Raw genomic sequence first — 26,289 nt, forward strand, 5'->3', positions numbered from 1 at the left:
TGGATTGTGCTTTTCCTTTCTTTTTGTTCCCTTTAATTAGCCATGAACTGCTTAATGCCCTGGCTTTTTGCCGCAGGGTTGTCCGACCCGTAACCCTCCAGAAGGTTGATGACGCCCCATACCGCCAGACCAGCGCCAAGAGCCATGACCAGAATTTTAAGAATGTCGATTGCCTGATTGAAAAATTCCATATACGTTCCTCCATTTTGTTTGTTTGATGGTTTTGGGTACAAAAAAAGCCGCCCACATCGGCGGCGCTTCGGGTCATCATGGCCCGAAGTTACACAAACTCGTCGCTGTCCAGATCATCGAAATTCAACAGGTCAGCTTCTTCGTCTGTGTCGGAGCCGTCCACTTCGTACACCGTGTATTCGTCCTCCGGCTTTAGTCTCAATGGCCGGTGGCGGAACAGGCTTTCCAAGCGGAAGGCGTTTTTCTTTTTATCAAATTCGGCTGTGTACTTGTAATTCGGGTGCTTTTTCAAGTCATACTTCGGGGACAGGAAGGGCGGGAGCCCCCGAAGCTGCAAGATACATTTATCCCCGGGCATGGTGGTGATCTCGCTGGTGGTCATCAGCTCCCGGCCAAGCCTCTGCATATTCTGGCTGTAACTTTCAGACTGTCCACGGCTTCGGCCCTCGGTCTGCATGGAGATGGTGGCCTTGCCCAGCCAGTTTTCCGAAATATCCTTTAGGGTGGAAGCCTCCCGGCCTCCGAGGAATACGATACTGTCCATGTTGCCCATGATGGTTTCGGAATGGTCTTTGTACAATGCCTTGCACTGGCTCATTGCCTGATAAAAAAGCGTCAGGCTGATCTCACGGGAGCGGATGACGGCCACAATCTTTTCCAGCCCCGGCACCTGCCCGGTGTTGGCAGCCTCGTCCCACAGCACCCGCACATGATAGGGCAGACGCCCGCCATAGGTGTTGTCAGCCCGTTCACACAGAAGGTTGAACATCTGCGAAAAAGCGAGGGCAACCAAAAAGTTGTAGGTGGTGTCCGTGTCGCTGATAAGAAAGAACAGCGCTGATTTTTCATCCCCCAGCTTATCCAGCTCCAGTTCGTCATAAGACATGATCTCCCGAAGTTGGGGAATATCAAAGGGAGCCAGTCTTGCACCGCAGGAAATCAAAATGCTTTTGGCTGTCTTGCCGCTGGCGAGCTTGTATTTCTTATACTGCCTCACGGCGAAGTGCTGGGGGCTGCGGCGTTCCAGCCCGTCAAACATATAGTCCACCGCATTTTTGAAGGTTTCGTCATCCTCCCGGACTTCCATGCTGTTTATCATTTCCACCAGCGTATTCATGTTGCGTTCTTCCTCCGGCCCCTCAAAGACGATGTAGGACACAAGGGCGCAGTACAAGAGGGTTTCTGCTTTTGTCCAGAACTCGTCGCCCTCCTTGCCGTCGCCTTTGGTGTTGGCAATCAGGGCGGTAACAAATTTCAAAACATCGCTTTCTGTCTTGATATAGGCCAGCGGATTGTAGTGCATGGATTTTGAAAAGTCGATACTGTTGAACACCCGCACCCTGTATTTCTCCCGTTGCAGAAACCGCCCGCACTGGTCGAGGGTGCCGCCCTTCGGGTCTACCACCACATACGAGGAATGGGCTTGAAGGAGCTGCGGGGTCAGCCAGAACCTTGTCTTGCCCGAACCGGACGAGCCGATGACACAGGCGTTTAGGTTCCGGGCATTGGCGGGTATCTTCGGACGGGTGTTCATGGTAAGGAACTCCGTCCCTGTCAGAATGACATTGTTCTGAAATTTAGGGTCTACAAACGGCTTTATATCCTCCTTTGTTCCAAAGCGGGCAGTGCCGTACTCTGCATCCCGCCGGAATTTTTTCGCCTGCCTGATCTTTGACTGTATCAGCAGATACACCCCAGCCGCACCGGCAAGGCCCACCAGCAGGTCAATACCTCCCAGCCCCGGCCAGTAGGTTTCAAATGCTTTGGGGAAGGTATCGAGCATCCCCATGAGCTTTGTCCCGAAGTCTGTGCCGGGGGCGATCCGGTAGGCCGTCCCGATTTTGGAGAAGAACCAGAACACAAAGAGGTACGGCAGGTTTGGGAGCACATATTTTCTAATCTTGTCACTCAACGTCCGTCCTTCACCGCCTCTCTGGTTCGCTGCTTTTCCTTCGCCTGCGTCCTGATCTGCTCCGTGAATTTCCGAAGCTGGCCGAGGATGGAAGCCTTGTCCTGCTCTTTGTTCAGCACCTTTGCGCTGTACTTCTGGAAGGCCGCCGTGATAGCGTCCGCCTGATTGGCTTTGAAAAACAGTAGGTAATGACCGGGGCTCACTTTATGGAAAGCGTAGTCCACATGGAACTCCTTTGCGATCCGGTCAAAATCCTTTGGGGCTCCCACATAGGGCATGGCGCTTTTGCCGCCATAGTGGTTCATCAGCTTTTTCACGCTCTGGCGTCCCTGCGGGGTCAGCGCCTTCCGGTGGTGCTTTTGCAGCGCCTGAACCACCTTGCCAAGAGCGGCAGCCAGCACTTTTCCTGTGAGCTTTGTTGTCCTGATCGAAAGGGCAACCGTTTTTTGATTTACTTCTTCCTGCATAAAACCTCCTTTCCGTCGGGGTCCCCGCTATCCGGGAGGCCCCCGTACAGTTTCGGGGAACAGAAAACCTCGGGCCAATGTGGCCCGAGGCTTACCGCTCGGCATCCCTGCCGGACGGAGCTTTCTTTTCCGGCTCCGTCTGGACTTTTTCGCCCTGTTCCCGCATGGTCTGCAAGATAGAGGGCTTCTTTTGAAGCTGGGAGGGCTTTTCGCCGGACAGCGGCTTGATACATTCCAAACGGTCAGCCGCCCGGATGGCGTTGTCCGTGAGCTGCCTCTGCCATGCACCTACGCTGGGAGCCCAGCGAAAGCCGCTGCTTTTCAGCTCGGCCCGGGTGTCCGCGTCAGGCTTTCCGTCAAAGAACACCTGCAAGCGGTTGTCCTCCCGGTTCATTTCCACACGGCCCCCATCGAACTCCCAGCCGGAAAATTCCTGCTGTGCCTGTTTGGAAAGCTGTTCGATACGGGCCTTTACCCGGCGGATCTCCGCATTGTTGTTGGTAAGCTGGTAGCTTTCAAAGGGCCTCGGGTCGCTCCGCCAGCTTGACGCCATGCTTGCTTTCAGCTTTTCGATCTGGTCCGGCGACAGCAGCGCACAGCCGTCCAGTTTGCCATGCTTGCGGTAATAGGCGTTGACCTCCTTCATAATGAGCTGGGAGCGTTCCAGCCCGTCCAGCTTCTTCTGGAGCTTTTCAATCGCTGCCGGGTCATCGGCACTGATCCCGCCCATGCCGGTGCTGCGTATCTTATCCAGCAGCCCTTGAATATACCGCCATTCCTCCATGTTGCTGTCTCGGGCCCGGTTCTGTTTTTCCTTTTTTCCTACCGGGAAGTTGGCAGGTCCGGCGATCATCACAGAGGGAACCCTCGCGTCAATGGCAAAGCCCTGGTTCATGTTTTCGGCCAGCTTGCGGGCGTAGGTGTCCAGCAGATGGTCGATCTTCTCATGGTACATGGGGTCCACCCTGGATTTTTGCTGTTCGGCTATGGCGGCGGCCTTATCCACCATTGCCCGGTATTCCGCCGTTGCGCTCCCTTCCTTGTAGTCGGAAAAGCTGTTCATTTCCTTTGCCCGGCGGGCGGCTCCTTCATTGATAGGGTAATAGTTGATGGTATGCACCTCCTTCATGCTTCGGGCCATGCTGGCCCGAAGTCTTACCGTTCTTCATGGGAAGGTCCCGCCTTGTCCTTTTTCGGAGCGGGCGGGGTCTCTTGAAACCGTTTGAGTGCGGCGAGAATGGAGTGGACAGGCTCGGCCTTTTCGGGATAGGCAAATATCCGGTGTTCCGGCGGGATGTCCTGCGGCCCGTGATAATACTCCTTGAAGCCCTCCGGGACTGCCGACACATACCCACCGGGAGCGAATACGCCGCCCTCGTTGATACGCACATCCCGCCCGTATGCTTCATAATCGAAGTAGTTCTGAATGTGCTCCGGTATGTCGATGGTCCCAAACTCGTCGGCATAAAAACGGCCCAGCCCTTCATCATCGGAAATATCCGGGTAAAAGCGGTAAAGGTCAAGGTTCTGCGTCAGGTTTATCAAATCCTTCACGCTCCTTGTGTGGTTTCCCAAGACAAGAGCGGCTTCAAAGGTTTCCAGTCCGCCCTTATCCCGTACTTCCAGCAGGGCGAGGCCCAGCTCGTTCAGCTCGTCGATGTTCTCACATTCGTAGAGATGATCGTAGAGTCCCAGCACATCGCTGTCAAAGCTGGTAAAGAACACTTCGCTGTACCGTTTCCCGTCTATCCCGATTTTGGCAAGAGCGGCCTGCAACTCCTGTGTCGTCATGGGGAAATGTACCGTTGTCCCTACCTCAATCCCCATTAAGGGGTATAGGGCTGTATTGGTTATATAGGCTTCAAACATGGGCTCATTCCTCCTTTCCGGCCCGGTCAGCCAGCACCTCATAAATCCCGGCCATAATGTAATCGGCGCAAGGGAGGGCAATCGCATTTCCCAGCGCCTTGTAGCGTTGCAGAAGCCGGATCTCCACGCCGTCCGCCCCGTACTTTGTCCAGCCCTCCGGCAGCCCCATCAGCCGTTCGCTTTCCGTTTCCATCAGAAAACGGATACAGCCGCCCTTCGGGTCGCCCTCATACCAGAAGGCAAAGGGCGTTACATCACTGGCTAAAAGAGTGGGAAAAGGGTCAGTTGGTAATCCGAAGCTGTTTCGGAAGGCCGTTTCTTCCTGCCTTTTTGCCGCTCCCCGCATACGGAAGCACTGAAAGGGGTGGGTGACTGGTATCTGCCGCCCTGTTTCAAAAGAAGCTGTTCGATCTCCTTCGGCGGCGGTCCGCCCGCCCTCTCCGCAAGGCGGAGGAAGTGGGAGCATTGGACGGGGCTTAAATAGTATGTCTGCGGCACGTCTGCCTCCAAAATCCGCCACGACGAAAATCCGCTGCCTTCGTGCCAGCCTTCGGGAGCCTGCCCAATACTGGGCGTCCATGAGCCGCCAGCACACATCAGGTGTTCCCCCTCGCACCATTCCGGCGTTTCCCCATCTTCCCGAAGGAGGCATTGGAACTTCGGTGTCCGAGAAGGCGGATAGGACGGCTCTAAAGTCCATCCGGTCATTTGTAGAAAACGCTCCCATGACGTTTTCCCAAACAGCGATAGCTGGATATAGGTTATCAGTAGCATCCCTCATTTCCTGTATGATACGAAACGCCTGATAGAACAGGCTTGATTTTGCCCCGGCAAGACCGGAGCGGTTGCCGATCAGAGAAAGGTTCTGACAGGGAGAGCCGAAGGTTATCACATGGACCGGCGGGATTTTCCCGCCGTCCACCTTCGTAATATCTCCCAAATGCGCCATATCGGGAAAGTGCCTTTTGGTTATGGAGATGGGCGCTTTTTCAATCTCGCTGGCCCATACCGGACGGATACCGCACCGTGAAGCAGCCAGAGGGAACACGCCGATCCCGTCAAAAAGGCTCCCCAGCTTAATGTCCGGCATGGCCCGGGGTGCCGTGTCCCTTCACGGCAAGCACCCCTTCCAGCGTTGTCGCCGCAATGCCCAGCCGTCCGGCAACCGCAATATCATTTTTTACATCCTCGTCCACAGCGCTGCCGCAGACGATCAGGGTGTGGGAGCGCCGCAGCATATCCCGGCGCATATCAATCCCGGCCTTGTGTTCCTCGGGAACGCTGTCATTCAAAAACAGCGGCAGATACAAGAGCGGGCAGATTGGGGAAAAGCCCGCCTCATAAGCAAGACGGCAGTAGTGGGCCGCCAGCTCCATATCAACATCCGGCTCGCCGCTCCATGCGGCGGTCAGGTATGCTAAAGGTCGTTTCATTGGTTGAGCCTCCATTTCTGTTTTGGTTTAGGGAAAAGCAAGGTATCGCCCAACCCCTCCGCCCCTTCCCCCGGGAAGGGGAACGGCTCTGGAGAATTTATATCCCCGTCGCTTGACCGGGAAAAAGCATAACCGGGAGAAATCCGTCAAGGGTGCCTCTGGCACCGCCTGCGGCGGCGCTGCCCTTGACTGATTTTCCCGGCTATGCTACGGAATAACTGGCGACGGGGAATAATTTATATCTCCAGAGCTTCGGGGCGCGGGGCAGAGCCCCGCAATCCTCGGGCCATGCTGACCCGAAGTTTGGGCTTACTTTTCCTGTTCGGTTTTCTTCTCCGGCTTTTCATGTTCCTTCTGCTGACCCTTCCAGTCGTCCAGCAGCTTGATGATCTGGTCCTTCATTTCCCTCGGCGTAGTTTCCTTGCCGAAATACTTGCTCAGTTCCGCACCTGTCAAAATCACTTTGTCTACCTCCTTTTTGTCCTCCATCATAATGCCGTCGATCACATCCCCGTTGAGCAGCTTCTTTTCGTCCAGCTCACGCATACGCTTTGCCTGCGCCTGTGAAGGCGAGGACTGCTGGCTGTCAATGGCGACGGCGATATAGTTCTGGTTCTTCTTGCCGATATAGGAAAGCTCCACCGCCGTAGTAAAGCCCAGCTTTTTTTCATCCATCAGCTTCATCAGGTCGGAAACCAGCTCATTGAGCCGGATATACCGCTGCACCTGCTTGACCGCCATCTTATTGCGCTCGGCTACAATTTCGTTGGAGCGTTTTCCTGCGTCCTTCGGGTCAATCTGGCCCGAAGTGCGGGAGCCCTGGTGCTTGATGGCCTCAAGCTGCATTTTCAAGGCTTTGGCCCGCTCACTGGGGAGGATTTCTTCACGCTGGTTGAGATTGTCCTCGACCATCTGCGTGATGGCTTCATCGTCCGTCAGATTGCGAACAATACAGGGCATATCCGCATATCCGGCAAGCTCGCTGGCCTTCTGGCGGCGGTGGCCGGACACGATCTCATAGCCGCCATCCTCACGGGGACGGACGATAGCAGGCTGGGTAACGCCCTTGTCCTTGACGCTGGACACCATAGCCCGCATTTCTTCATCGTCTCGGACTTCAAAGGGATGGTTCTTGAAGGCGTGGAGCTCGTTCAGCTTGATATAGACGATCTGCTCCTTGCCCCGGCGTGGTGCATCCTTCGGCTTCTCGGGTCCCTTCGGAGCGGAAGCGGCCTGTACCGTTGGAGCTGCTTTTTTCTCCGGTTCCTTTTTGACCGCCTTTTCCGGTTTCTGTGCGGGGGCTTTGGGCTTCGGGGCTGCGGCCTTGTCCTTATCTGCTTTCGGGGGACGGCCCCGGCGCTTTGGCTGTTCCGGCTCTTTGGGTTTTTCCTCTGCTTTCTTCGGAGCCTCCGGCTGCTTTTCCGGTTTTTCCGTTTTTGCCGGGTCAGGCTTTTCCACGCCGGGAGCTGCCGCCCGTTCCTCGGCTTTCTTTTCCTTCGTAATTTCAGCGAAGTTATAGACAGAAACCTGTGGGGTCTTTACCTCTGGTTCCGTCTTTTTTTCCGGCTCCGGGGAAACGGAAACCTTCTCCGGCTCTTTTTGGGGAGCGGGAGGCGTTTCCTTGCCCGGCCCGCTATCCGTTACCGGCTGTTCCGGCGTTTTTGTGGTTTTATCATCTGCCATAAGCATTTACCTCCTGTTTTTTGGCATGAAAAAAGGGGCTCAACTTTTCAGTCAAGCCCCCGTGGGAAGTTCCTCCTTTCTCCGCCATGATACAAAAATACCGCCCGTAGTCTCGTTTGGGCGGTACTTTGTGTAAGATTGGCAGTCCATTATTAAGTTTTTTATTATGTTCCCTTTGTACACCGTTGCAAACGAAATGGCAGAAAAAATGTCACCGTGTTTTCTATGGCAATGGCAAATGTAACGGGTAATCCCAAAAGAACTATTGGTACTATCCTCACAATGGGTTTTTCTTGCGTATTGTTTGTGATTATCTCTAATTATGTGGGAAATATTGACACGGAGCATGAAGCACGTCTTTCCGTTAATCATGGACAATTTGAACTGCAGCTTGACTATTCTGCTGAGTATGATGAAAGATATCCGGAGAATAACCTGGATACGATTCTGACGGATGATCCATTGAATGATTCGCTGATTGAAGAAATCAAAAGCATTCCGGGAGTAACAGATGTCATGACGAGAGAGATTGTCTCTGTAAATCTGAACGGAACAAGATTTCCGGCTGATATTGTGAGTAAAAATGATTTTGATTTTATACGCCAAGACGGGGACATTGGCTCTATGGACTATGATCAGGCGGTAAAGAATGGTGAAATTTTCTTTGGCTGGTCAACGTGGATGGAACAAGATGGATATGCTCCGGGTGAATCCATTGCATTTGACTTTGAGAATGGAAGTGAAACCTATACCTATCAGGGAAAGATTGCAGGATCCTTTGTAAGCGCGGACACTTATCTTGTCATTCCGGAAGGTGTATATCGTTCCATGAATCCGAGAGGAACAGCCTATGGCTATCTGTGGGTGGACTGTGATAAAAAAGATGTGGCATCTGTAGAACAAAGTCTGAATACTTTGATTTCTAATACTTCGCATATAAAAATGGATAGTTATCATGCGCAGTTACAATCTGCCGAATTTGCAAGCAGCATGATGAAGCTTGGCTGTTATCTGTTTATGGCGGTTGTAGGACTCATCGGGTTTATGAATATGGCGAATACCATGATCATGAATATTACGACAAAAAAGCAGGAATATGGTATATTACAGGCTGTGGGTATGACAAATAAACAATTAAATTTATGCCTGCAGTTACAGGGACTGATTTTTACGGTTGGGACCATATGCGTAGCTTTGATCATTGGTCTGCCGCTCGGCTATGCACTTTTTTTCTATGCAAAACATAATGGAATATTTGGAATGAATATCTATCATGTTCCAATCGTACCAATTTTTATTATGATTTTTTTGGTCGGTCTGTTGCAGATTGTACTTTCCTGCGTTTTAAGCAGTAATCTGAAAAAGGAAACGCTGGTAGAAAGAATAAGGTATCAGGGATAGCAAGTAATATGTAATGAACTAGGTCTTAACGAAGAGGAGAAATAGATAACGTCCATTTTGTATGTATGATAAATCTAAACAGTATTTTAGCAACATTTCCTGAGTGGGGGCAGAAAGTGCCCCCACTTTCACTATTTGGGGGCGAAAAGCGCCACCATATATCGTAAATGATGGGTTCAAGGGGAAAATCCCTTGCTAGAACAGCATTTGGATGGAGACATCTCTAATGCGTATCTAGCCGTCAACCTAAGAAGTATCAAGGCAGCCAAAACAGCAGATTAATCATGCAACATTTCCTAGTGGTTAATTAAATTGAATAGAAATTAAACATTGTTCAATTGAGCAATCTATATGAATCTGATATACTGAGTATACAAAAGCTTTTGAATTTTTTAGGAGATGAAGCAAATGGATATAGGCGTTGTTATAAAAAAATATAGAAAAGAAGCTGGTATGACGCAGGAGGAGATGGCAAACAGATTAGGCGTGACGACACCGGCTGTAAACAAATGGGAGAATAGTAATTCCAAGCCGGATATTGAACTGCTGGCACCAATTGCAAGACTGCTTGATATTTCACTTGATACATTACTTTCTTTTCATGAAAAACTTTCAGATATTGAAATCGAAGAAATTATCAGGAAGATGGACAGGATGTTTTCAGAAGAAGGCTATGAAAAGACTTATGAATGGGCATTGAGACTTATAAAGGAATATCCGAATTGTAACATGCTTATCTGGCAGGCTGCGGTAATGCTTGATGCAAGAAGAATAACGGATAAATGCATGAATCCGGAAAAATATGATAAGCAGATTAACGCATGGTATGAGCTGGCACTACATGATGAGAATGAAGAGATACAGCATCATGCAGCAGATTCCTTATTTGGATTTTATTTACGTAAGAAGAATTACGCCAAAGCAGAAAAATATCTGGACTATTTTTCAGAACACGATCCTATGAAAAGTTATTATCAGGGAAGATTACTCCAGGAGCAGGGAAAAATCAAAGAAGCATATGAGAAATATGAAAATGTTATTTTTTCCGGCTTTAGTACACTTAATTTTGTTCTTTCCACAATGGCGGGACTGGCATTGCGGGAAAATGATATCGGTTATGCGAGATTTTTGTCAGGGAAGGTACAGGCAGTTGCACATACATTGGAAATGGGAAAATATAATGAGCATTCGCCAATGCTTGATATTGTATGTGCAGGGAAAGATGTAGAGGGAACATATAAGGTGGTAAAACATCTTCTTGATAATGTGGGTACTATGTATGATTTTAGAAAGTCCGGTTTATATAAGCATATGAAGTTCAGAGATATTGATGAAGCTATATTAGATGGTGTAAAAGAAAAACTTCTTGAAGGATTCAGAAATGAGGAAGAATTCGGCTACATGGCAGGATATGAACCGTGGGAGAAATTAATTTTTGACAGATAAGTTTTTTGAAAACTGTCGTTTGGTAAAATCTATTCCATTTTTAAAAGCCTTGCGATAAAATATGTTCTGTGAGACGGTAGTTCTTTTGTCCCAACAAAAGCCAGATGACACGATAGAGATCGACTTAGATTTAGAAGTTGGATGCAATCAGTGCTGAGTTGAAAGCTCGTGATCAGATGGAATGGGTCAGATTGGTAAATGGTATTTGTAATATGGCAGAAGAACTTGTGCTAAAAGAATTGGTGTAGATCTAAAGCGTGGAAAACTCCTTCGGGAGCTTTTGGCTGTTTATAAGATAAATTCTGTCGGAGATTTATTATAAAACATTACTTTACAAGAAGAATAAAAAAGCATATAATTCTTTTATAATATATTTAATAAAAGAGGGTAAGAAAACGGAAAATAAAGATAAAAAAAATACAACAAGAAAAAAAATAATTAATTATGTGCTAAACAAGCATGTTACATCCAAGGCGGAAATCGCAAAAGAGTTAAACTTGAGTATGCCGACTGTGTTAGCAAATGTGAATGACTTATTAGAAAAAATGGTGTTGGAAGAAACTGGGGAATATGCTTCGACCGGTGGACGAAAGGCAAAAAGTATAGGGATTAATAAGTCATACTGTCATGCAATGGGAATTTTGATTACAGCGAATCATATAGAAATGGTATTAGTAAATCTTGGAGATGAGATTATAAAAAAAGATCGCATCCGTTTAAAATTTACGGCAGAATTATTCTATTGTACAGAGGTGGCACAAAAGGTCAAAACTTTTCTTGAAGGCGAATTAGCGAAGGACACGCTACTTGGGATTGGAGTGGCGATTCCAGGAATTATTGATCAGAAAGAACGGATCGTTTTAAAATCCCATGCTTTAGGTATAGAGAATTATAGTCTGCGCTTTTTAGAGCAGGCTTTGGAAATTCCAGTATATTTTGAAAACGATGCTAATGCTGCAATGCTTGCAGAAAAAAAGCAAAAATATCCAAATGCGATATATCTGTCTTTGAATCACACCTTAGGAGGTGCATTCTGCATAGATGGAAAGCTGTTTCGCGGGCAGAACCAGAAAGCAGGGGAGTTTGGTCACATGATACTCGTTCCCGGTGGAAGAAAATGTTATTGTGGTAAATCAGGATGTGCAGATGCATATTGTGCAGCAAGTGTACTGACACAAGATAACAGGCAGTCACTGGATGCATTTATGGAAAAAATTGAAAGTGGTGATGAAAAAAATTTGCAGACATGGAATGAGTATTTGGATCATCTTGCTGTTTTGATATCAAATCTGCGGATGGCATATGATATGGACATCATACTAGGAGGTGATGTGGGAGGCGTATTGTCAGATTATATGATACCATTGGGAGAAAAAGTGATGGCATATAATGGCTTTGAGCATGATGTTTCATACTTGAAAAATTGTTCGTATAAGAAAGAAGCGTCGGCTGTTGGAGCCGCGAAATACTTTTTTACAAAACATATGGTAGAATTGTAATTTTTTTTGAATGCAGATAAGCAGTCCACCGCATCTGGTGCGTAGGGAATTAAGCGTTGGGTAAGGGGATGTTTAGTCTGTTGGAGTTAAAAACTCCCACTGACAGGTTGCAAAGCGAATGCGATGTCCGATTTATATGTGTGAAAAACGAGAAGTTGTGTAAAATTAGAAAAAGATATTATAGTAAAAAACGGAAAGAAAACAGTAACTACGGTTTCCTTTCCGTTTTTTTTGCATATTAATTGTGAAAAATATACAAAAAATATATTTTGAAATTATGAAATATATAAAAATATGAAAAAACATATTGACAAATTGTGTTTATAGGACAATAATATAATTACTTTAATAAAACGTTTTATAAAACGTATAACAATATAAAAAAGGAGGAAACAACTATGTTACAGCAGGTAATGACAAATCCAGGAGAAATTATTTTCAGAGAGATTCCGGTTCCGGAGGTAAAGGAAAATCAGGTGTTGGTAAAGATTATGAATATTGGTGTTTGTGGATCAGATATTCATGTTTATCATGGAAAACATCCGTTTACAAAATATCCGGTAACACAGGGACATGAGGTTTCTGGTGAGATTACAGAACTTGGAAAAAATATCACCGAGTTTCATGTGGGACAGAAGGTGACGATAGAGCCGCAGGTATATTGTGGACATTGCTATCCATGTCGTCATGGAAAGTATAATCTCTGTGAGGAATTAAAAGTAATGGGATTTCAGACGACAGGAACAGCATCTGAGTATTTTGCAGTGGATGCATCTAAAGTAACACCTATTCCGGAAGATATGTCCTATGAAGAAGGAGCTATGATCGAACCTCTTGCTGTGGCAGTTCATGGTGTAAAACAGATGGGCGATGTGGCTGGCATGAATATTGCAGTCCTTGGAGCAGGACCGATCGGAAATCTCGTGGCACAGACAGCAAAAGGAATGGGAGCAGCGAAAGTGATGATCACAGATATCAGTGATCTTAGACTGGCGAAGGCAAAAGAATGTGGAATTGATGTGTGTGTGAATACCAAAAATAAAGACTTCGGTGAGGCGATGATCGAAGCATTTGGACCGGACAAGGCGGATGTGATCTACGACTGTGCCGGAAACAATATCACAATGGGACAGGCAATTAAATATGCAAGAAAAGGAAGCACGATCGTACTGGTGGCTGTTTTTGCAGGAATGGCAGAAGTAGATCTTGCAGTGGCAAATGACCACGAACTTGACATTAAGAGCACGATGATGTACCGCCATGATGATTACATAGATGGAATCAGACTGGTAAATGAGGGCAAAGTTCATTTGAAACCGCTCATCTCAAAGACATTTGCTTTTAAAGATTATCTGAAGGCATACCAGTATATTGATGATAACCGCGAGACAACGATGAAAGTAATTATCAACGTCAGTGAAAAGTAAGGAGTTCGTATGGAAAATAAATATGGAATTGTCGGAGTTGCCCATGTCGGGCTTCCGACAAACGATTTACAGAAAACAGTTGAGTTTTATAAGAGTCTTGGATTTGAAGTGATTATGCAGTCTTATAATGAAAAAGCAGGGGAAAAAGTGGCATTTTTACAGATAAAAAATTATTGTATAGAGACTTTTGAAAATGGGCAGGCGGCAATGTCAGACGGTGCATACCAACATGTTGCACTTGATGTGGAAGACATTGAAAGTATGTATCAGAAAATCTGCAATGAAAAATACACAATTATTACAGACGGAATCGAAGAACTACCATTTTGGGAAAATGGTGTGAAGTATTTTATGATTAAGGGACCAAATGAGGAAAGAATAGAGTTCTGTCAGAAACTCTGATAAAAATAGGAGAGACATATGGGAAGCGAAAACAAAAATGGAAAAGTACCGCTGATCAGTAAGATTGCATATGGGTTTGGTGATGTTGGATGTAATTTCAGCTGGATGTTCGTCAGTAATTTTCTGATGATATTTTATACAGACGTGTTCGGAATCAGTATGGCGGCTGTGTCAGCACTGATGCTTTTTTCAAGATTCTGGGATGCAATCAATGATCCAATCGTCGGGGGACTTACGGATAAAACAAAATCGAGATGGGGACGGTACCGTCCATGGCTGTTAGTAGCGGCACCAATTACAGCAATTCTTCTTGTCATGACATTCTGGGCAAGACCTGACTGGCCGCAGAATGGAAAGATCATTTATATGGTAAGTACATATTGTCTGCTGGTTTTGGGGTATACCTGTGTGAATATTCCATATGGAACCTTGTGTGGTGCTATGACACAGGATATTGATGAACGTGCAAAAATAAATACATCCCGTTCGGTTGCAGCGATGATTGCAATTGGTGTGTTAAATATTATCACAGTTCCGCTGCTCAGCAAATTCGGCAGTCACAGTGCAAAGACAGGATATCTGACGGTTGCGGTCATATATGGATGTATTTTTACAGCCTGTCATTTCTTCTGCTTTGCGAAGACGAAAGAGGCAGTGATCACTCCGGAAAAAGAAAAAATTTCTGTAAAGGTTCAGTTGAAAGCAGTCATGCAGAACAGACCATATCTTCTTGCATTGGTAGGACAGATATTATTTGGATTTACATTATATGGTAGAAACGCAGATATTCTGTATTATTTTACATATGTGGAAGGCAATGCCTCCTACTACACAACTTATTCGATGTGCATCATTATTCCTTCTATCATCGGGGCAGCCTGTTTTCAACCAGTATTCCGCAAGTTGAATAACAAAGGAAGAACAGCATCTCTCTTTGCTTTATTTACAGGAATTTCCATGTTGTCTATGTTTTTCTTCAATGCCAAAGAATCACCAGCTATTTTTTATGCATTATCTGGTCTCACACAGTTTTTTTTCTCTGGATTTAATACCGCAATCTATGCAATTATTCCAGACTGTGTGGAATATGGGGAGTGGAAAACCGGACTTAGAAATGATGGTTTTCAGTATGCATTTATTTCACTTGGAAATAAAATCGGAATGGCAGTTGGAACAGCACTTTTAGCAGGATTACTTGGAAAATATGGTTATATTGCAAATCAGACACAAAATGCAATTGTGCTTTCAATTATGAAACATGCATTTACGACGATTCCAGGTGCACTTTGGATTGTGACTGCGGTTGTATTATTTTTCTACCGGTTAAATAAAAAACGTTATAACGAGATTGTGGAGGAACTGAAAAATGGAAGAAAAAGTTAACATCGTGGCATTGGAAGAATTGCTGATTGATTTTACGGAAGCAGGACACAGCCAGGATGGGAGGAAATTAAAATACCGATACCAATAGAAATTTTAAAATCGGATACAATCTGAATGGCGTTTGCTTTTCTTCCGCCGGTGGATGCAAAAAAGCCGTTTTTTTCTATCAGACCTTCCTGCTCCAGAAGGTTGAGGTTCTGGCTGACTGTGGATAAACCCATCTGCAGTTCCTGAACGATCTGCTGCTTGGAGGTCTTTTTCTTTCTGTAAATATATTGGTAAACCTTTGATTTATTTATTTTTTTGAGACTAATGTTGGTCAATCCCTTTTCGCTCATGTTGTTCTTCTGATTACGTTGCAAGATAATGTTAAGTTTATTGTAGCATAGAACGAAAAAAAGCAATAAAAAGGATATGTATTACAGAAAGCTGACGGAAAAGCAATAACGATACACAAATATGTTGGAATGATTCCCGGAAAGGGTTTACAGATCTTCAAAATGCCATTAATATAAGGAAGGGATCTTCCCATCCATAAAAAATAAGATACGGAGAATTAACATGAAAAAACAATTGAAGGATACTCAGATTCTGTTGGAAATCCTGATCCTGACAGCAGCTGTTGCTATTATTGCAGCGGCAGTCTATTTTTTTCTGGTACCAAGCCATACTTCTGTCAGCAGTATTTCGGGTCTTGGTATCGTACTTTCCAACTTTGTACCGTTGCCCCTTTCCGCCATCACCATGATTCTGAACGTAGTACTTCTGATCATCGGCTTTTTTACCTGCGGAAGAGAATTTGGTGTAAAAACCGTCTACACCAGTATCATGCTTCCTGTTTTTCTTGGACTTTTTGAAAAAATCTTCCCGGATTTTGGTTCGATGACAAACAGTCAGGAGCTGGATGTTCTGTGCTATACACTTGTAGTCAGTGTGGGACTCAGTATTCTTTTTAACAGAAATGCTTCTTCCGGCGGACTTGATATTGTAGCAAAGATCATGAATAAATATCTTCATATGGAGCTTGGAAAAGCTATGTCGCTGTCCGGTATGTGCGTTGCCCTGTCTGCAGCACTCGTTTACGACAAAAAAACGGTAGTCCTGAGTATTCTTGGAACGTATTTTAATGGAATTGTTCTGGATCATTTTATTTTTGATCATAATATCAAACGCCGGGTATGTATCATCACTCCAAAGGAAGAAGAACTTCGGGAATTTATTCTTCATGAGCTGCACAGCGGTGCTACGATCTATGAAGCCTATGGTGCCTATAACATGCAGAAGCGCAAAGAAATCATCACGATCGTAGACAAGACAGAATACCAGAAATTGATGAATTTTATCAACAAACTTGATCCGAAAGCGTTTATCACAGTTTATAATGTATCCAACATGAGATATCAGCCTAAAATGTAAAAAAGTTCCGCAGCACCTCAATCACAGAAGTGCTGCGGAATTTTTTTACCGTAATTTCCTGTGAAAACGTTTCTTGAATTACCCCATGGAGCAAAAACTCCGGCGCGGCTGAAGGAGAAGAAGAGCGAACGGATGCAGATGGATACGATCAATGACATCGTTATAGTGCAAATAAGGACACTTTTTTAGACAAAGCGTGTTCTTTTTTTACCACATAAAGTTATCTATAATTAGAGACAGAAAATGGAGGAAGGGTATGAAAAGATATTATTTAGCAATTGATATAGGAGCATCCAGCGGAAGGCATATTCTCGGGCATATGGAAGATGGGAAAATGGTTCTCGAGGAAATTTACCGTTTCCCGAATGGAATGCAGAAACGGGACGGTGAGAAGGTGTGGGATATCGAGGCACTCTTTGAAGCCGTGTTGGCCGGAATGAAAAAATGCAGAGAACTTGGAAAGATCCCGGTGAGTGTCGGAATTGATACATGGGCAGTTGATTTTGTCCTTCTGGACAAGGATGATCAGCGGATCGGAAATGCCGTTGCTTATCGCGATGACCGCACGAAAGGAATGGATGAGGAGGTTTATCGCACGGTGCCGGAGGAAGAACTCTATGCATCGACCGGCATTCAGAAACAGATTTTTAACAGTATTTATCAGCTTATGGCGTGGAAGAAGAAAAAACCGGAACAGCTGGAAAAAGCAGAGACGTTGCTGATGATTCCGGATTACCTGAATTTCCTGCTTTCCGGCGTGAAAGCGCAGGAATACACAAATGCAACAACGACCCAGCTCGTCAATCCGGAAACCGGGGACTGGAACAGGGAGATGATTCAAAAACTGGGATACCCGGAGAAAATCTTCCTGCCGATCCGTGAACCGGGGACTGTGATCGGTCGTCTGAAAAAAGAAATTCAGGAGCAGGTCGGCTTCGACTGTGAGATTGTTCTTCCCGCAACACACGACACAGGCTCCGCAGTAGTCGCTGTGCCAAGCAATGAGGAACATGTACTCTACATCAGCTCTGGAACCTGGTCTCTGATGGGAACAGAATTAAAAGAGGCCGATTGCGGAACAGAAGCTATGCAGCACAATTTTACCAATGAGGGCGGCTACAACAGAAAATACCGTTTCCTGAAAAATATCATGGGTCTGTGGATGGTCCAGTCTGTGAAAAAAGAAATCGCAGAAGATTTAAGCTTTGGAACGATCTGCGAAATGGCATCGAAATGCACCATCCCATCTATCGTGGATGCAAACGACGATCGTTTCCTTGCACCGGAACATATGACAGCCGAGGTACAGAAGGCATGTGAAGAAAGTGGCCAGCAGATACCGCAGGGAATTGCAGAGGTTGCAGCAGTGATCTATAACAGCCTGGCAGTATGCTATGCAAAGACATTAAAAGAACTGGAAGAAAAAACAGGCTGCCGGTACCGAACTATTCATGTCGTAGGCGGCGGCGCCAATGCCGGTTATCTGAACCGGCTGACAGCAGAAAAGACCGGAAGAACCGTGCTGGCGGGACCGACCGAGGCAACTGCCATCGGAAATCTGGCGGTACAGATGATCACCGGAAAAGAATGCAGCAATTTGAAAGATGCGAGAAACTGTATTTTCCATTCCTTCGAAATCAAACAATATGAGCCATAAAAAATGAGACGAAAGGTTAAAAGGGGCAAAGAACATGTTAGTTGAAACAAAAGCAAAAGTAGGTGTATTTGCAATCGCACTGGGTGCATATCTGCCGCAGTTCCCGACGCTGGTTCCGGAATTTGAGGCACAGTATGATGCGTTCAAAAAGACGATTCCGGATACCGTTGAAATGATCGATGGTGGAATCGTTACAACGAAAGAATTATCGATGGAAGCAGGAGATAAGTTTCGTGCAGCGGATGTAGATCTTGTTATTTTACAGCTTCTGACCTACGCGACCAGCTACAATATGCTCCCGGCAGTCCGTGACCTGAATGTGCCGGTTGTACTTGTGAATGTGCAGAAACGGAAAGCACCGGATTATGCGAATACCGATACGCCAAAATGGCTCGGTGAGCTGTATGCCTGTGGAGCAGTCGGTGAGATGGTAGCCGATCTGGAGCGTGCAGGAAAACGTCATGCCGTTATCACCGGTGTTGTAGAAGGCGGAGATGCTTACGTGGCAAAGGAAATCGACGAGTGGTGCCGGGCAGCCCAGGTACGCAGAAGATTCCGCTACACCAATATTGCCCAGATCGGAAGACCATATCCGGGAATGATGGACCTGTATATCGATGAAACCAATCTTTACAACCGGATGGGACTTTATACGAAACAGTTCGACTGGGAGAAAATATGGGCAATCGCGGATCCTGTTACAGATGAGGCCGCAATCCGCGCCAAGGCAGAGGAGATTCTGGATACCTTTGACATCGAGGGCGGTGCAACGGTAGAGACCGTATGGGATATGGCAAAATATGTCGTTGCATTTGAAGAGTGGGTGAAAAAAGAAGAGCTTGGCATGGTGGCATCCCATTATGACGGCTTTGCAAAAGGGGTTGCCGGAAAACTGGACAGCATGCTGATTCCGGCATTTTCCATGCTGATCAAACAGGGTACAGCCTGTGCCGTAGAGGGTGATATGAAAGTTGCAATGGCAATGAGCATTCTGAAAACAATCGCCGGAACCGGTCAGCTTTCTGAGATGTATTCGATCGATTTCAATGAGGATATCTGTATTATTGGTCACTCCGGATCGGGAGATGCTGATATTTCGCAGGTGAGAAAACCGTCTATGAAAATCGTTGATGTCTTTCATGGCAAGACGGGCGGCGGATATCTGACGCAGTTTTATCCGCCGGTTGGCGATGTTACATACCTTGGAATTACGCAGGATAAAGACGGTCACTTTAAATTTGTTGCTGCAGAGGGTGTCAATGAGGATGGTCCGATCTTTACCTTTGGCGATACCAATATGAGAACACGTTTCTCTATTGGGGCAAGAGAGTTCTGCAACAGATGGAGTGAAGCGGGACCAACACATCATATGGCAGCTGCGGTCGGACACCATATTGATACGATTCTGAAAGTGGCAAAAATCCTGGATGTGCCGGTAGACGTTGTATGCCGGTAAATACCGATAAAAGAAGAGAAAAGAGAGAAAGAAGAGGGAAATAACATGAAATTTTTAGATGCAGAATTTGTAAAAGGCTTTATCCGTATGGCAAATGATGGCTGGGAGCAGGGATGGCATGAGAGAAACGGCGGAAACCTTTCTTACCGTGTGAAACCGGAAGAGGTTGAAGAGGTAAAAGAAAATTTTGAGGCCAGAGAGTGGAATCCGATCGGAACCGCCGTTCCAAATCTTGCGGGAGAGTATTTCCTGGTAACCGGAAGCGGAAAATATTTCCGAAATGTCACAATCAAACCGGAAGACAGCATCTGTATGATTGAGCTGGATGAAAAAGGTGAAAATTACCGCATCGTCTGGGGTCTCGTCAACGGAGGACGTCCGACCTCAGAGCTTCCGAGCCATCTGATGAACCTGGAGGTAAAAAAACTTCAGGACGAAAGATACCGCGTTGTGTACCATGCACATACCACCAACGTGATCGCGCTTACCTTTGTTCTGCCGCTGGAAGATAAAGTATTTACCCGCGAACTCTGGGAGATGGCAACCGAGTGTCCTGTTGTATTCCCGTCCGGAATAGGTGTCGTTCCGTGGATGGTTCCGGGAGGCAGAGAGATCGCCGTTGCCACGAGCGAGCTGATGAAGAAATATGATCTTGCTATCTGGGCACACCACGGCATGTTCGCCGCCGGCTTTGATTTTGACCTGACCTTCGGTCTGATGCATACCGCAGAAAAATCTGCAGAAATCCTGGTAAAAACACTTTCTATGCAGCCAACGAAACGCCAGACGATCACACCGGATGAATTCCGCCATCTGGCAAAAGACTTCGGCGTAACACTTCCGGAAGAGTTTTTGTATGAGAAATAAAACTGGAAACTGATAGTGAAAAATGGCCGTCTGATCCTTGCACTGAGGAATGGGACGGCCATTTTTTTGCTGTGCAGAAGAAAAAGTCTATTAATTTCTTTCGGAATTTGATAAACTATAAGATAAGATTATCGATTAGAAAACAGTGGAACATTTCATTATCAGACAGAAAATGCTGGTGTGTCTGCGCTCAGAAAGGAAAGATGAAATATGACTTCAGCGATTAGTATAGGAAAGCAGGATTTTGCTTCCCTTCGAGAAAATCATTATTTTTATGTTGATAAAACCGATTTTATCAGACAATGGTGGGAAAGTGGAGATGACATTACGCTGATCACACGTCCGAGAAGATTTGGCAAAACATTGAATATGAGCATGCTGAATTGTTTCTTTTCCAGACAGTATGCAGAAAAAGGTACCATCTTTGAAGGGCTTTCCATCTGGAAACAGGAAAAATACCGCAGACTGCAGGGAACTTATCCGGTGATTTTTCTGAGCTTTGCGGACGTAAAACAGAATAACTATCAAGATGCAGTGCAGAAGATAAAAAATATTATTGTAGATGCTTATCGCCAACATCGGTATTTGGAGCAGGAAGAATGCTTTACGCAAAATGAGAAACAGCAGATGCTGGAAATTACAGAAAAAATGAGTGATGTGACAGCACAGGATGCATTAAAAAATCTTTCCAGTTATTTGAATCTTTTATATGGAAAAAAAGTTTTGATCTTTCTGGATGAATATGACACGCCCATGCAGGAAGCCTATATTCATGGATACTGGGGTGAATTTGCCGGATTTATGAGAAGCCTTTTCAATGCGACGTTCAAAACAAATCCATATCTGGACCGCGCTGTGATGACTGGAATTACCCGTATTTCCAAAGAATCTGTTTTTTCGGACCTCAATAATCTGACGGTTATTACAACAACATCGGATGCCTATGCAGACTGTTTTGGTTTTACAGAAAAAGAGGTATTTCAATCATTAGATCAATTTGGAATGCCGGAAAAGAAAGAGCTGGTAAAGCAATGGTATGACGGATTTTGCTTTGGCACGCATCGTGATATTTACAATCCGTGGTCTATTACAAATTATCTGAAAGAGAAAAAACTGCGGCCCTACTGGGCAGCTACAAGTTCCAATGGATTGATCAGCAAACTCCTGCAGTCGGCATCGGTAAATATGAAGGAAGAACTGGAAAAACTGATCAACAGACAACAAATTGTAGTTAATTTTGATGAGCAGATTATATTTGGACAATTAGAACAGGATGAAAGTGCGGTATGGAGTCTGTTGGTGGCAAGCGGTTATCTGAAAGTGGAGGAGATTGAATACAGAGGACTGACGCTGGAGCCGTGGTATTCTCTTTCCATCACAAATCTGGAGACTGTGAGCATGTTTTCGAATATGTTCAAAAGCTGGTTTGCAGCGGCATCTGCCAATTATAATGAATTTATCAAAGCATTGCTGAATGGGGATGTAAAAGCGATGAACCTCTATATGAATGATATTGCACTTGCTACATTTAGTAATTTTGATGCTGGAAAACATGCGTCCGAGCGGAGCCAGCCAGAGCGGTTTTATCATGGATTTGTACTTGGGCTGCTGGTGGAAGTGCGAGATCTTTATGAGGTGCGTTCCAATCGGGAAAGTGGGTATGGAAGATACGATGTGATTCTAATTCCCAGAAATTTGGATCGAGATGCTATGATTCTGGAATTTAAAGTAAAAGAAACGGAAGAAAAAACGCTGCAGGAAACGGTACAAAAAGCACTGGCGCAGATTGAAATAAAGAAATACGACGCGGAACTGAAAGAACGGGGAATCCCAAAAGAAAGAATCCGGCATTATGGATTTGCGTTTGAAGGGAAAAAGGTATTAATTGGGTAATAGAAAACGCTGTCAATGCTTCTCTGGAAGGGGAAGCGGGACAGCGTTTTTTTGTTAATTGTGATTAGATTACCATCTGAAGCAGCATTACCATAAGCGGCATCGTCACAATAGAAGCCAGCGTAGTAACAACATTGATGGCACTGGCATAGCGCGAATCGTTGCCGTATACCTGGCACATCTGGGTAACCGTGGAAGCAGATGGCGTGATGATGGCGAGAAAAACGATCAGAATCAGTGTCGGTCCGTCAGCGGAAAGGTCGGCGAGATGGCTGAGTTTTAAGAGAACAAGCGCCATCAGCGGAACGGCGATCAGGCGGAGAAAGGTCACGAAGTAAATCCGTTTATTCGCAAAAATCTGACGGAAGTCCATGCCGGCAAAAAGCATACCCGTAACAATCATACTGGCAGGGCCAACCATGCTTCCGACAGAATGAAACGTATTGTTGACCAGCGCAGGAAGCCGGATGCCCGTGAAAAAAAGAAGAATTCCGACGAAAATAGAAATAATATTGAGGTTCAGAACAATCTTCTTCCAGTCATAGGAAGCCTCACGGCTGATCACCTTTTTGCAGTGCGTCCAGAAAAAGACAAGCTGTACGCTCATATAAACACAGCTGTAAAGCACCCATTCCGCTCCTAAAACAGCCGTCACAAGCGGCACAATCAGATTGCCGGAATTGGAGTAGTAAACAGAAGTTATCTCAACCGCATCCAAATGAAACACCCGTCCAAGAGCTGAAACCGCAAAAAGAAGCACAACCTGCATCAGAAGCGAAGCCGCAAACGCAACCAGCAGCCCCCGCACTGTTTCCGGCGTGTAATCGACCTGAAACGCATTCAGAATCACGCAGGGAATGATCAGGTACAGCACAATTTTCGACAGAACTTTGCTGTCCTCATCCTTTAAAAGTCCGGCTTTTACGATTAAAAAGCCCATAAAAATCATAAGAAAAAGCTGCGCGATCTGCTGCGCAAGAAGAATACTGATCGTCATAAAAATCTCCCCATATGTGTGCCTTATAGAAAATATTATAAGGTGGAGAAGAGGGGATTTCAATTTCTTTTTGAGAGATTTGGGTCGAAATAATGGTGAAAATATAAGAAAAATGGCTGTTGACCAAAAGAAAATGCTGTCATATAATATATTCGACAAGAGAGCCGTTGGTCAGTGTACACCTGACCGCCGGATAAAGCTTCTAACTAAAAATAGCGCCTAACTTTACCAGAGCAGGGGCGCTATTTTGATTTGACAAAATTACACGATTGCAATATAATATACTTAACAAGACAGCCGGAAGGTGAGCGCAATCACCCGATCTGGCGAAAATATTAAATAGCTATAAGAAGTGGCCATCCATGCTTACCAGAGAGCAGGATGGCCATTTCTTAATTTCTATAATAAAGGAAGGCTGAATTATAGTCAAGAAATTTTTGCGATTTTAAAACAAAGTAATAAAAAGTGTGATATAATAACCTCATAATGAAAAGTAAAATTCCGCCTATTTTTCTACATTGTAGGCGGCAATTTTACACCTGCCAGTTAGTGAATCCTAATAAAAGTAAGATGGAGGTACCCGCCCATGATGGAATACACCAGCAAATATTGGAACATGCTGACTCCTTTAATAAAGAAAAGTCTGCTAAAACGCTACGGAAAAGAGGAGACCGCAGAGCTTCTCCGCAAGACCAACCAGATCTACCGCGACATGCTTCGCCGCGCCGATGATATCGGAAAGGACAACCCGATGGCGTCGAATCTCTATGAAGGCCTCATTTTTCTTGCGCTCTGGGATGCGTCGGACAAACAGATTTATGTGGATGAACTGCGTACAATCTCAGAGGAGATGATGTCCTTCCCGCTTCTGAAAGCCATGGGCCTGATGATTAATGCGAATAAGAAGAGCGGCATGGCGCGGATTGCGAAGATGATGCATAAGGATGCCGCCTGGCTGGAAGCACATCCGCAGTATAAGGCGTATTCGTGGGATTTTCATTTTGATGAGACGAAGCATCAGGACGGTTTTTATTACCACTTCACCCAATGTCCCCTGAACACATTCGCCCGAAAAGAGGGCTATCTGGAAGTGCTGCCGATTATGTGCGACATTGATTACAAGACAGCAGCCCTGATGCACGCGAAGCTCTACCGTGACCATACACTGGCAGGCAGCGGTGAGGTCTGTGATTACTGGTTCGTGGGGGACAAGGTGGAAAATCCGAAATAAAATAAGACCGGGACGGAACCGGTGAAATGGATCGAAGAATATAAAACACAGAAGGGAGATCACCCAGAATGAGCAATGAAAAAATAAAACCAAAACTGAATGGAACTGCCGAGACGATGCTGCAGTGCTTCTACGCCCGTGCCATGCACAGCAGAAATCCGAAAAACAAGTTCCGCGACACCAAAGCAGAAGAGCTGATTGACCGCATCGACTATGATTTCAGCAATGCGAAAAAGGACACAGCAATGAGCGGCGGAATCGTAGCGCGGAGTGTTGTGTTTGATGAGCTGGTCAGCGACTTTATCCGAAAGAACCCGGATTGTACCGTCGTCAACATCGCCTGTGGTCTGGACACACGGTTTTACCGCATGGATAATGGAAAAATTACCTGGTACAATCTCGATCTGCCGGAGACGATTGAGGTGCGCGATTCCATCTATCAGGAATCCGGCCGTGTTTCCACGATTGCGTGTTCCGTGCTCGACCCGGCATGGGCCGATCAGGTAAAAGTGCGGGGCAAAATGCTTTTCATTATCGAAGGTCTGACCATGTACATGAAAGCGGATGAGGTCAGAATGATGCTCGCCATCATCCGCGATCATTTCGACAATGCCTACGTCTGCATGGAAACGCTGTGCCCGTACTTTGTAAAGAAAGAAAACATCGAAAAATCTATTCAGGCGACGGGCGCGACGTTTACCTGGGGTGCGAACAGCTTTGCAGACCTGGGCGACATTGCCGCCGGTTTCCGAAAAGTAAAAGACGACAACATCGCCCGCGGTATGGAAACGCTGAATCCCATTTACAAGCTGGTGATGTGGATGCCGATCATCCACAAATTCGCAGAGAAAATTCTGGTGTTTGAAAAAGCGTAAGAAAAGAAATGAAAAGAAATGAAAAGAAATGAAAAGAAACAGGCAGCCCGGCAGCGGAAAAGCTCAAAAAGCTTCCGTGCAGGGAACCTGTTTTTTGTTTGTGCAGGAAATTAACAAATCATTCATCCGGCCACACAAAATGTGCATTCCCCGCCTCAAGGCCGTCAATCAGAATATTCTGTCCCGTGCAGAACCGGTTCGTCACGGTCATAAAATACGCCCAGTCCGCTGCTTCCTCGACGGTCATCCACCGTTTCAGCGGCGTCAGCTCCATGATATGATCCCAGAGCTTTTGGTCTTCTGTGACAGGCAGATTCAACTCGGTCAGTACGCCGCCGAAATCAAGGCTGTTGCACGTTCCGCCATACGGTGCAATGCGGAGTGCCACGTTTTTCGTGTAGGCGAGCACACCGCCCTTGCTTGCGGTGTATTCCGGAAATTCAGCTCCGGTATGGCCGCTGGCCGAGCCGATCATGAGGATGGCGCGGATGGTGTCATGAATTCCGTACGCCTCCGTGATTGCGATGGTTCCCTTTAAATTGATATCAATATCATCCTCGTTCTGCACACCGGCGTTGTTGATGACAATATCAAAAGGCGCAAGTGCCGGATACTGTTCTTTGGCGCGGATATCAAGGCAGAAATGAGTATACGAATCCTGGCTGATCGAAGCCTCCTTCCGGTCAAATCCGGTAACATCAAAGCCTTCTTTTAAAAATTTCTCCGCAATCGCCTTTCCGATTCCGGAGCTGGTTCCTGTAATAAGTACACGCATACGATAAC

At 45.9% G+C, this 26,289-nt stretch carries 25 protein-coding genes; 14 read left to right on the top strand and 11 right to left on the bottom strand.

Annotated features, from left to right (window positions below; all coding sequences use genetic code 11):
• Window positions 1-32: 32 nt before the first annotated feature.
• From DWX00_RS02030 to DWX00_RS02065, 8 genes are all read right to left on the bottom strand, one after another.
• On the bottom strand, window positions 33-191 hold the full coding sequence (locus tag DWX00_RS02030; protein ID WP_003500126.1) for a Maff2 family mobile element protein: 159 nt from the start codon (window positions 189-191) through the stop codon (window positions 33-35).
• Window positions 192-280: 89 nt separating this feature from the next.
• A complete protein-coding gene (locus tag DWX00_RS02035; RefSeq protein ID WP_118594583.1) occupies window positions 281-2,104 on the bottom strand; it encodes a VirD4-like conjugal transfer protein, CD1115 family in 1,824 nt (607 codons plus the stop codon).
• Window positions 2,101-2,571: a PcfB family protein gene (locus tag DWX00_RS02040; protein WP_118594584.1), complete on the bottom strand. Its 471-nt coding sequence runs from the start codon at window positions 2,569-2,571 to the stop codon at window positions 2,101-2,103. Before DWX00_RS02040 ends, DWX00_RS02035 begins: the two co-directional genes overlap by 4 nt.
• 91 nt (window positions 2,572-2,662) lie before the next feature.
• Complete coding sequence (locus tag DWX00_RS02045) at window positions 2,663-3,712, bottom strand: hypothetical protein (RefSeq protein ID WP_118359302.1); 1,050 nt, start codon at window positions 3,710-3,712, stop codon at window positions 2,663-2,665.
• Window positions 3,713-3,726: 14 nt separating this feature from the next.
• Window positions 3,727-4,482, bottom strand: a complete 756-nt coding sequence (locus tag DWX00_RS02050) for an antirestriction protein ArdA (RefSeq protein ID WP_243037949.1) — start codon at window positions 4,480-4,482, stop codon at window positions 3,727-3,729.
• Window positions 4,445-5,530, bottom strand: a complete 1,086-nt coding sequence (locus tag DWX00_RS02055; RefSeq protein ID WP_118594586.1) for a DNA cytosine methyltransferase — start codon at window positions 5,528-5,530, stop codon at window positions 4,445-4,447. Before DWX00_RS02055 ends, DWX00_RS02050 begins: the two co-directional genes overlap by 38 nt.
• The gene (locus tag DWX00_RS02060; protein WP_003500157.1) at window positions 5,517-5,873 is read right to left on the bottom strand and encodes a DUF7768 domain-containing protein; all 357 of its coding nucleotides are present in this window, start codon (window positions 5,871-5,873) and stop codon (window positions 5,517-5,519) included. Before DWX00_RS02060 ends, DWX00_RS02055 begins: the two co-directional genes overlap by 14 nt.
• A gap of 309 nt (window positions 5,874-6,182) precedes the next feature.
• Window positions 6,183-7,556: a ParB/RepB/Spo0J family partition protein gene (locus tag DWX00_RS02065; protein WP_330416880.1), complete on the bottom strand. Its 1,374-nt coding sequence runs from the start codon at window positions 7,554-7,556 to the stop codon at window positions 6,183-6,185.
• A 306-nt stretch (window positions 7,557-7,862) separates the two neighbouring features.
• On the opposite strand from DWX00_RS02065, the gene DWX00_RS02075 reads away from it, so the two are divergent.
• The 7 genes from DWX00_RS02075 (at window position 7,863) to DWX00_RS02105 (ending at window position 15,114) form a co-directional block, all read left to right on the top strand.
• Window positions 7,863-8,957, top strand: a complete 1,095-nt coding sequence (locus DWX00_RS02075) for an ABC transporter permease (protein ID WP_243037950.1) — start codon at window positions 7,863-7,865, stop codon at window positions 8,955-8,957.
• A 408-nt stretch (window positions 8,958-9,365) separates the two neighbouring features.
• Window positions 9,366-10,403 (top strand): helix-turn-helix domain-containing protein, encoded by a 1,038-nt coding sequence (locus DWX00_RS02080; protein ID WP_117801920.1) that lies wholly within the window; start codon window positions 9,366-9,368, stop codon window positions 10,401-10,403.
• A gap of 176 nt (window positions 10,404-10,579) precedes the next feature.
• Complete coding sequence (locus tag DWX00_RS20355) at window positions 10,580-10,651, top strand: TnpV protein (RefSeq protein WP_243037951.1); 72 nt, start codon at window positions 10,580-10,582, stop codon at window positions 10,649-10,651.
• A 129-nt stretch (window positions 10,652-10,780) separates the two neighbouring features.
• Window positions 10,781-11,902, top strand: coding sequence for an ROK family transcriptional regulator (locus tag DWX00_RS02090; protein WP_330416909.1), 1,122 nt, complete (start codon window positions 10,781-10,783; stop codon window positions 11,900-11,902).
• 398 nt (window positions 11,903-12,300) lie between these two features.
• Window positions 12,301-13,329, top strand: coding sequence for a zinc-dependent alcohol dehydrogenase (locus tag DWX00_RS02095; RefSeq protein ID WP_055268459.1), 1,029 nt, complete (start codon window positions 12,301-12,303; stop codon window positions 13,327-13,329).
• Window positions 13,330-13,338: 9 nt separating this feature from the next.
• Window positions 13,339-13,731 carry a VOC family protein gene (locus DWX00_RS02100; protein ID WP_117760520.1) on the top strand — a complete coding sequence of 131 codons (393 nt, stop codon included), beginning with the start codon at window positions 13,339-13,341 and terminating at the stop codon, window positions 13,729-13,731.
• 18 nt (window positions 13,732-13,749) lie between these two features.
• Complete coding sequence (locus DWX00_RS02105; protein WP_118594589.1) at window positions 13,750-15,114, top strand: MFS transporter; 1,365 nt, start codon at window positions 13,750-13,752, stop codon at window positions 15,112-15,114.
• A gap of 32 nt (window positions 15,115-15,146) precedes the next feature.
• Here the strand turns inward: DWX00_RS02105 and DWX00_RS02110 are convergent, their stop codons facing one another.
• Entirely contained in the window at window positions 15,147-15,452 is a 306-nt protein-coding gene (locus DWX00_RS02110) for a helix-turn-helix domain-containing protein (RefSeq protein ID WP_243037930.1), read from the bottom strand.
• Between the two features lie 223 nt (window positions 15,453-15,675).
• Between DWX00_RS02110 and DWX00_RS02115 the strand changes: the two genes are divergently transcribed.
• The 5 genes from DWX00_RS02115 (at window position 15,676) to DWX00_RS02135 (ending at window position 22,403) form a co-directional block, all read left to right on the top strand.
• Window positions 15,676-16,530 (top strand): YitT family protein, encoded by an 855-nt coding sequence (locus DWX00_RS02115; protein ID WP_022461234.1) that lies wholly within the window; start codon window positions 15,676-15,678, stop codon window positions 16,528-16,530.
• A gap of 256 nt (window positions 16,531-16,786) precedes the next feature.
• Window positions 16,787-18,187 (top strand): rhamnulokinase, encoded by a 1,401-nt coding sequence (gene rhaB, locus DWX00_RS02120; RefSeq protein ID WP_117804236.1) that lies wholly within the window; start codon window positions 16,787-16,789, stop codon window positions 18,185-18,187.
• A 34-nt stretch (window positions 18,188-18,221) separates the two neighbouring features.
• Complete coding sequence (locus DWX00_RS02125) at window positions 18,222-19,643, top strand: arabinose isomerase (protein ID WP_118594590.1); 1,422 nt, start codon at window positions 18,222-18,224, stop codon at window positions 19,641-19,643.
• Between the two features lie 45 nt (window positions 19,644-19,688).
• Window positions 19,689-20,510: a rhamnulose-1-phosphate aldolase gene (gene rhaD, locus DWX00_RS02130; protein ID WP_055265851.1), complete on the top strand. Its 822-nt coding sequence runs from the start codon at window positions 19,689-19,691 to the stop codon at window positions 20,508-20,510.
• Between the two features lie 210 nt (window positions 20,511-20,720).
• Window positions 20,721-22,403, top strand: a complete 1,683-nt coding sequence (locus DWX00_RS02135; protein ID WP_118594591.1) for an AAA family ATPase — start codon at window positions 20,721-20,723, stop codon at window positions 22,401-22,403.
• 64 nt (window positions 22,404-22,467) lie between these two features.
• On the opposite strand, the gene DWX00_RS02140 is transcribed toward DWX00_RS02135, so the two are convergent.
• Window positions 22,468-23,400 (bottom strand): AEC family transporter, encoded by a 933-nt coding sequence (locus DWX00_RS02140; RefSeq protein WP_118594592.1) that lies wholly within the window; start codon window positions 23,398-23,400, stop codon window positions 22,468-22,470.
• Window positions 23,401-23,986: 586 nt separating this feature from the next.
• Here DWX00_RS02140 and DWX00_RS02145 point away from each other — a divergent pair.
• Window positions 23,987-24,631 carry an L-2-amino-thiazoline-4-carboxylic acid hydrolase gene (locus tag DWX00_RS02145; protein WP_118594593.1) on the top strand — a complete coding sequence of 215 codons (645 nt, stop codon included), beginning with the start codon at window positions 23,987-23,989 and terminating at the stop codon, window positions 24,629-24,631.
• A 68-nt stretch (window positions 24,632-24,699) separates the two neighbouring features.
• The gene (locus tag DWX00_RS02150; RefSeq protein WP_055227053.1) at window positions 24,700-25,506 is read left to right on the top strand and encodes a class I SAM-dependent methyltransferase; all 807 of its coding nucleotides are present in this window, start codon (window positions 24,700-24,702) and stop codon (window positions 25,504-25,506) included.
• A gap of 118 nt (window positions 25,507-25,624) precedes the next feature.
• Here the strand turns inward: DWX00_RS02150 and DWX00_RS02155 are convergent, their stop codons facing one another.
• Window positions 25,625-26,281 (bottom strand): SDR family NAD(P)-dependent oxidoreductase, encoded by a 657-nt coding sequence (locus DWX00_RS02155; RefSeq protein ID WP_118594594.1) that lies wholly within the window; start codon window positions 26,279-26,281, stop codon window positions 25,625-25,627.
• Window positions 26,282-26,289: the final 8 nt, after the last annotated feature.

Source organism: Blautia sp. AF17-9LB (genome assembly GCF_003479185.1).
GTDB lineage: Bacteria > Bacillota > Clostridia > Lachnospirales > Lachnospiraceae > Fusicatenibacter > Fusicatenibacter saccharivorans.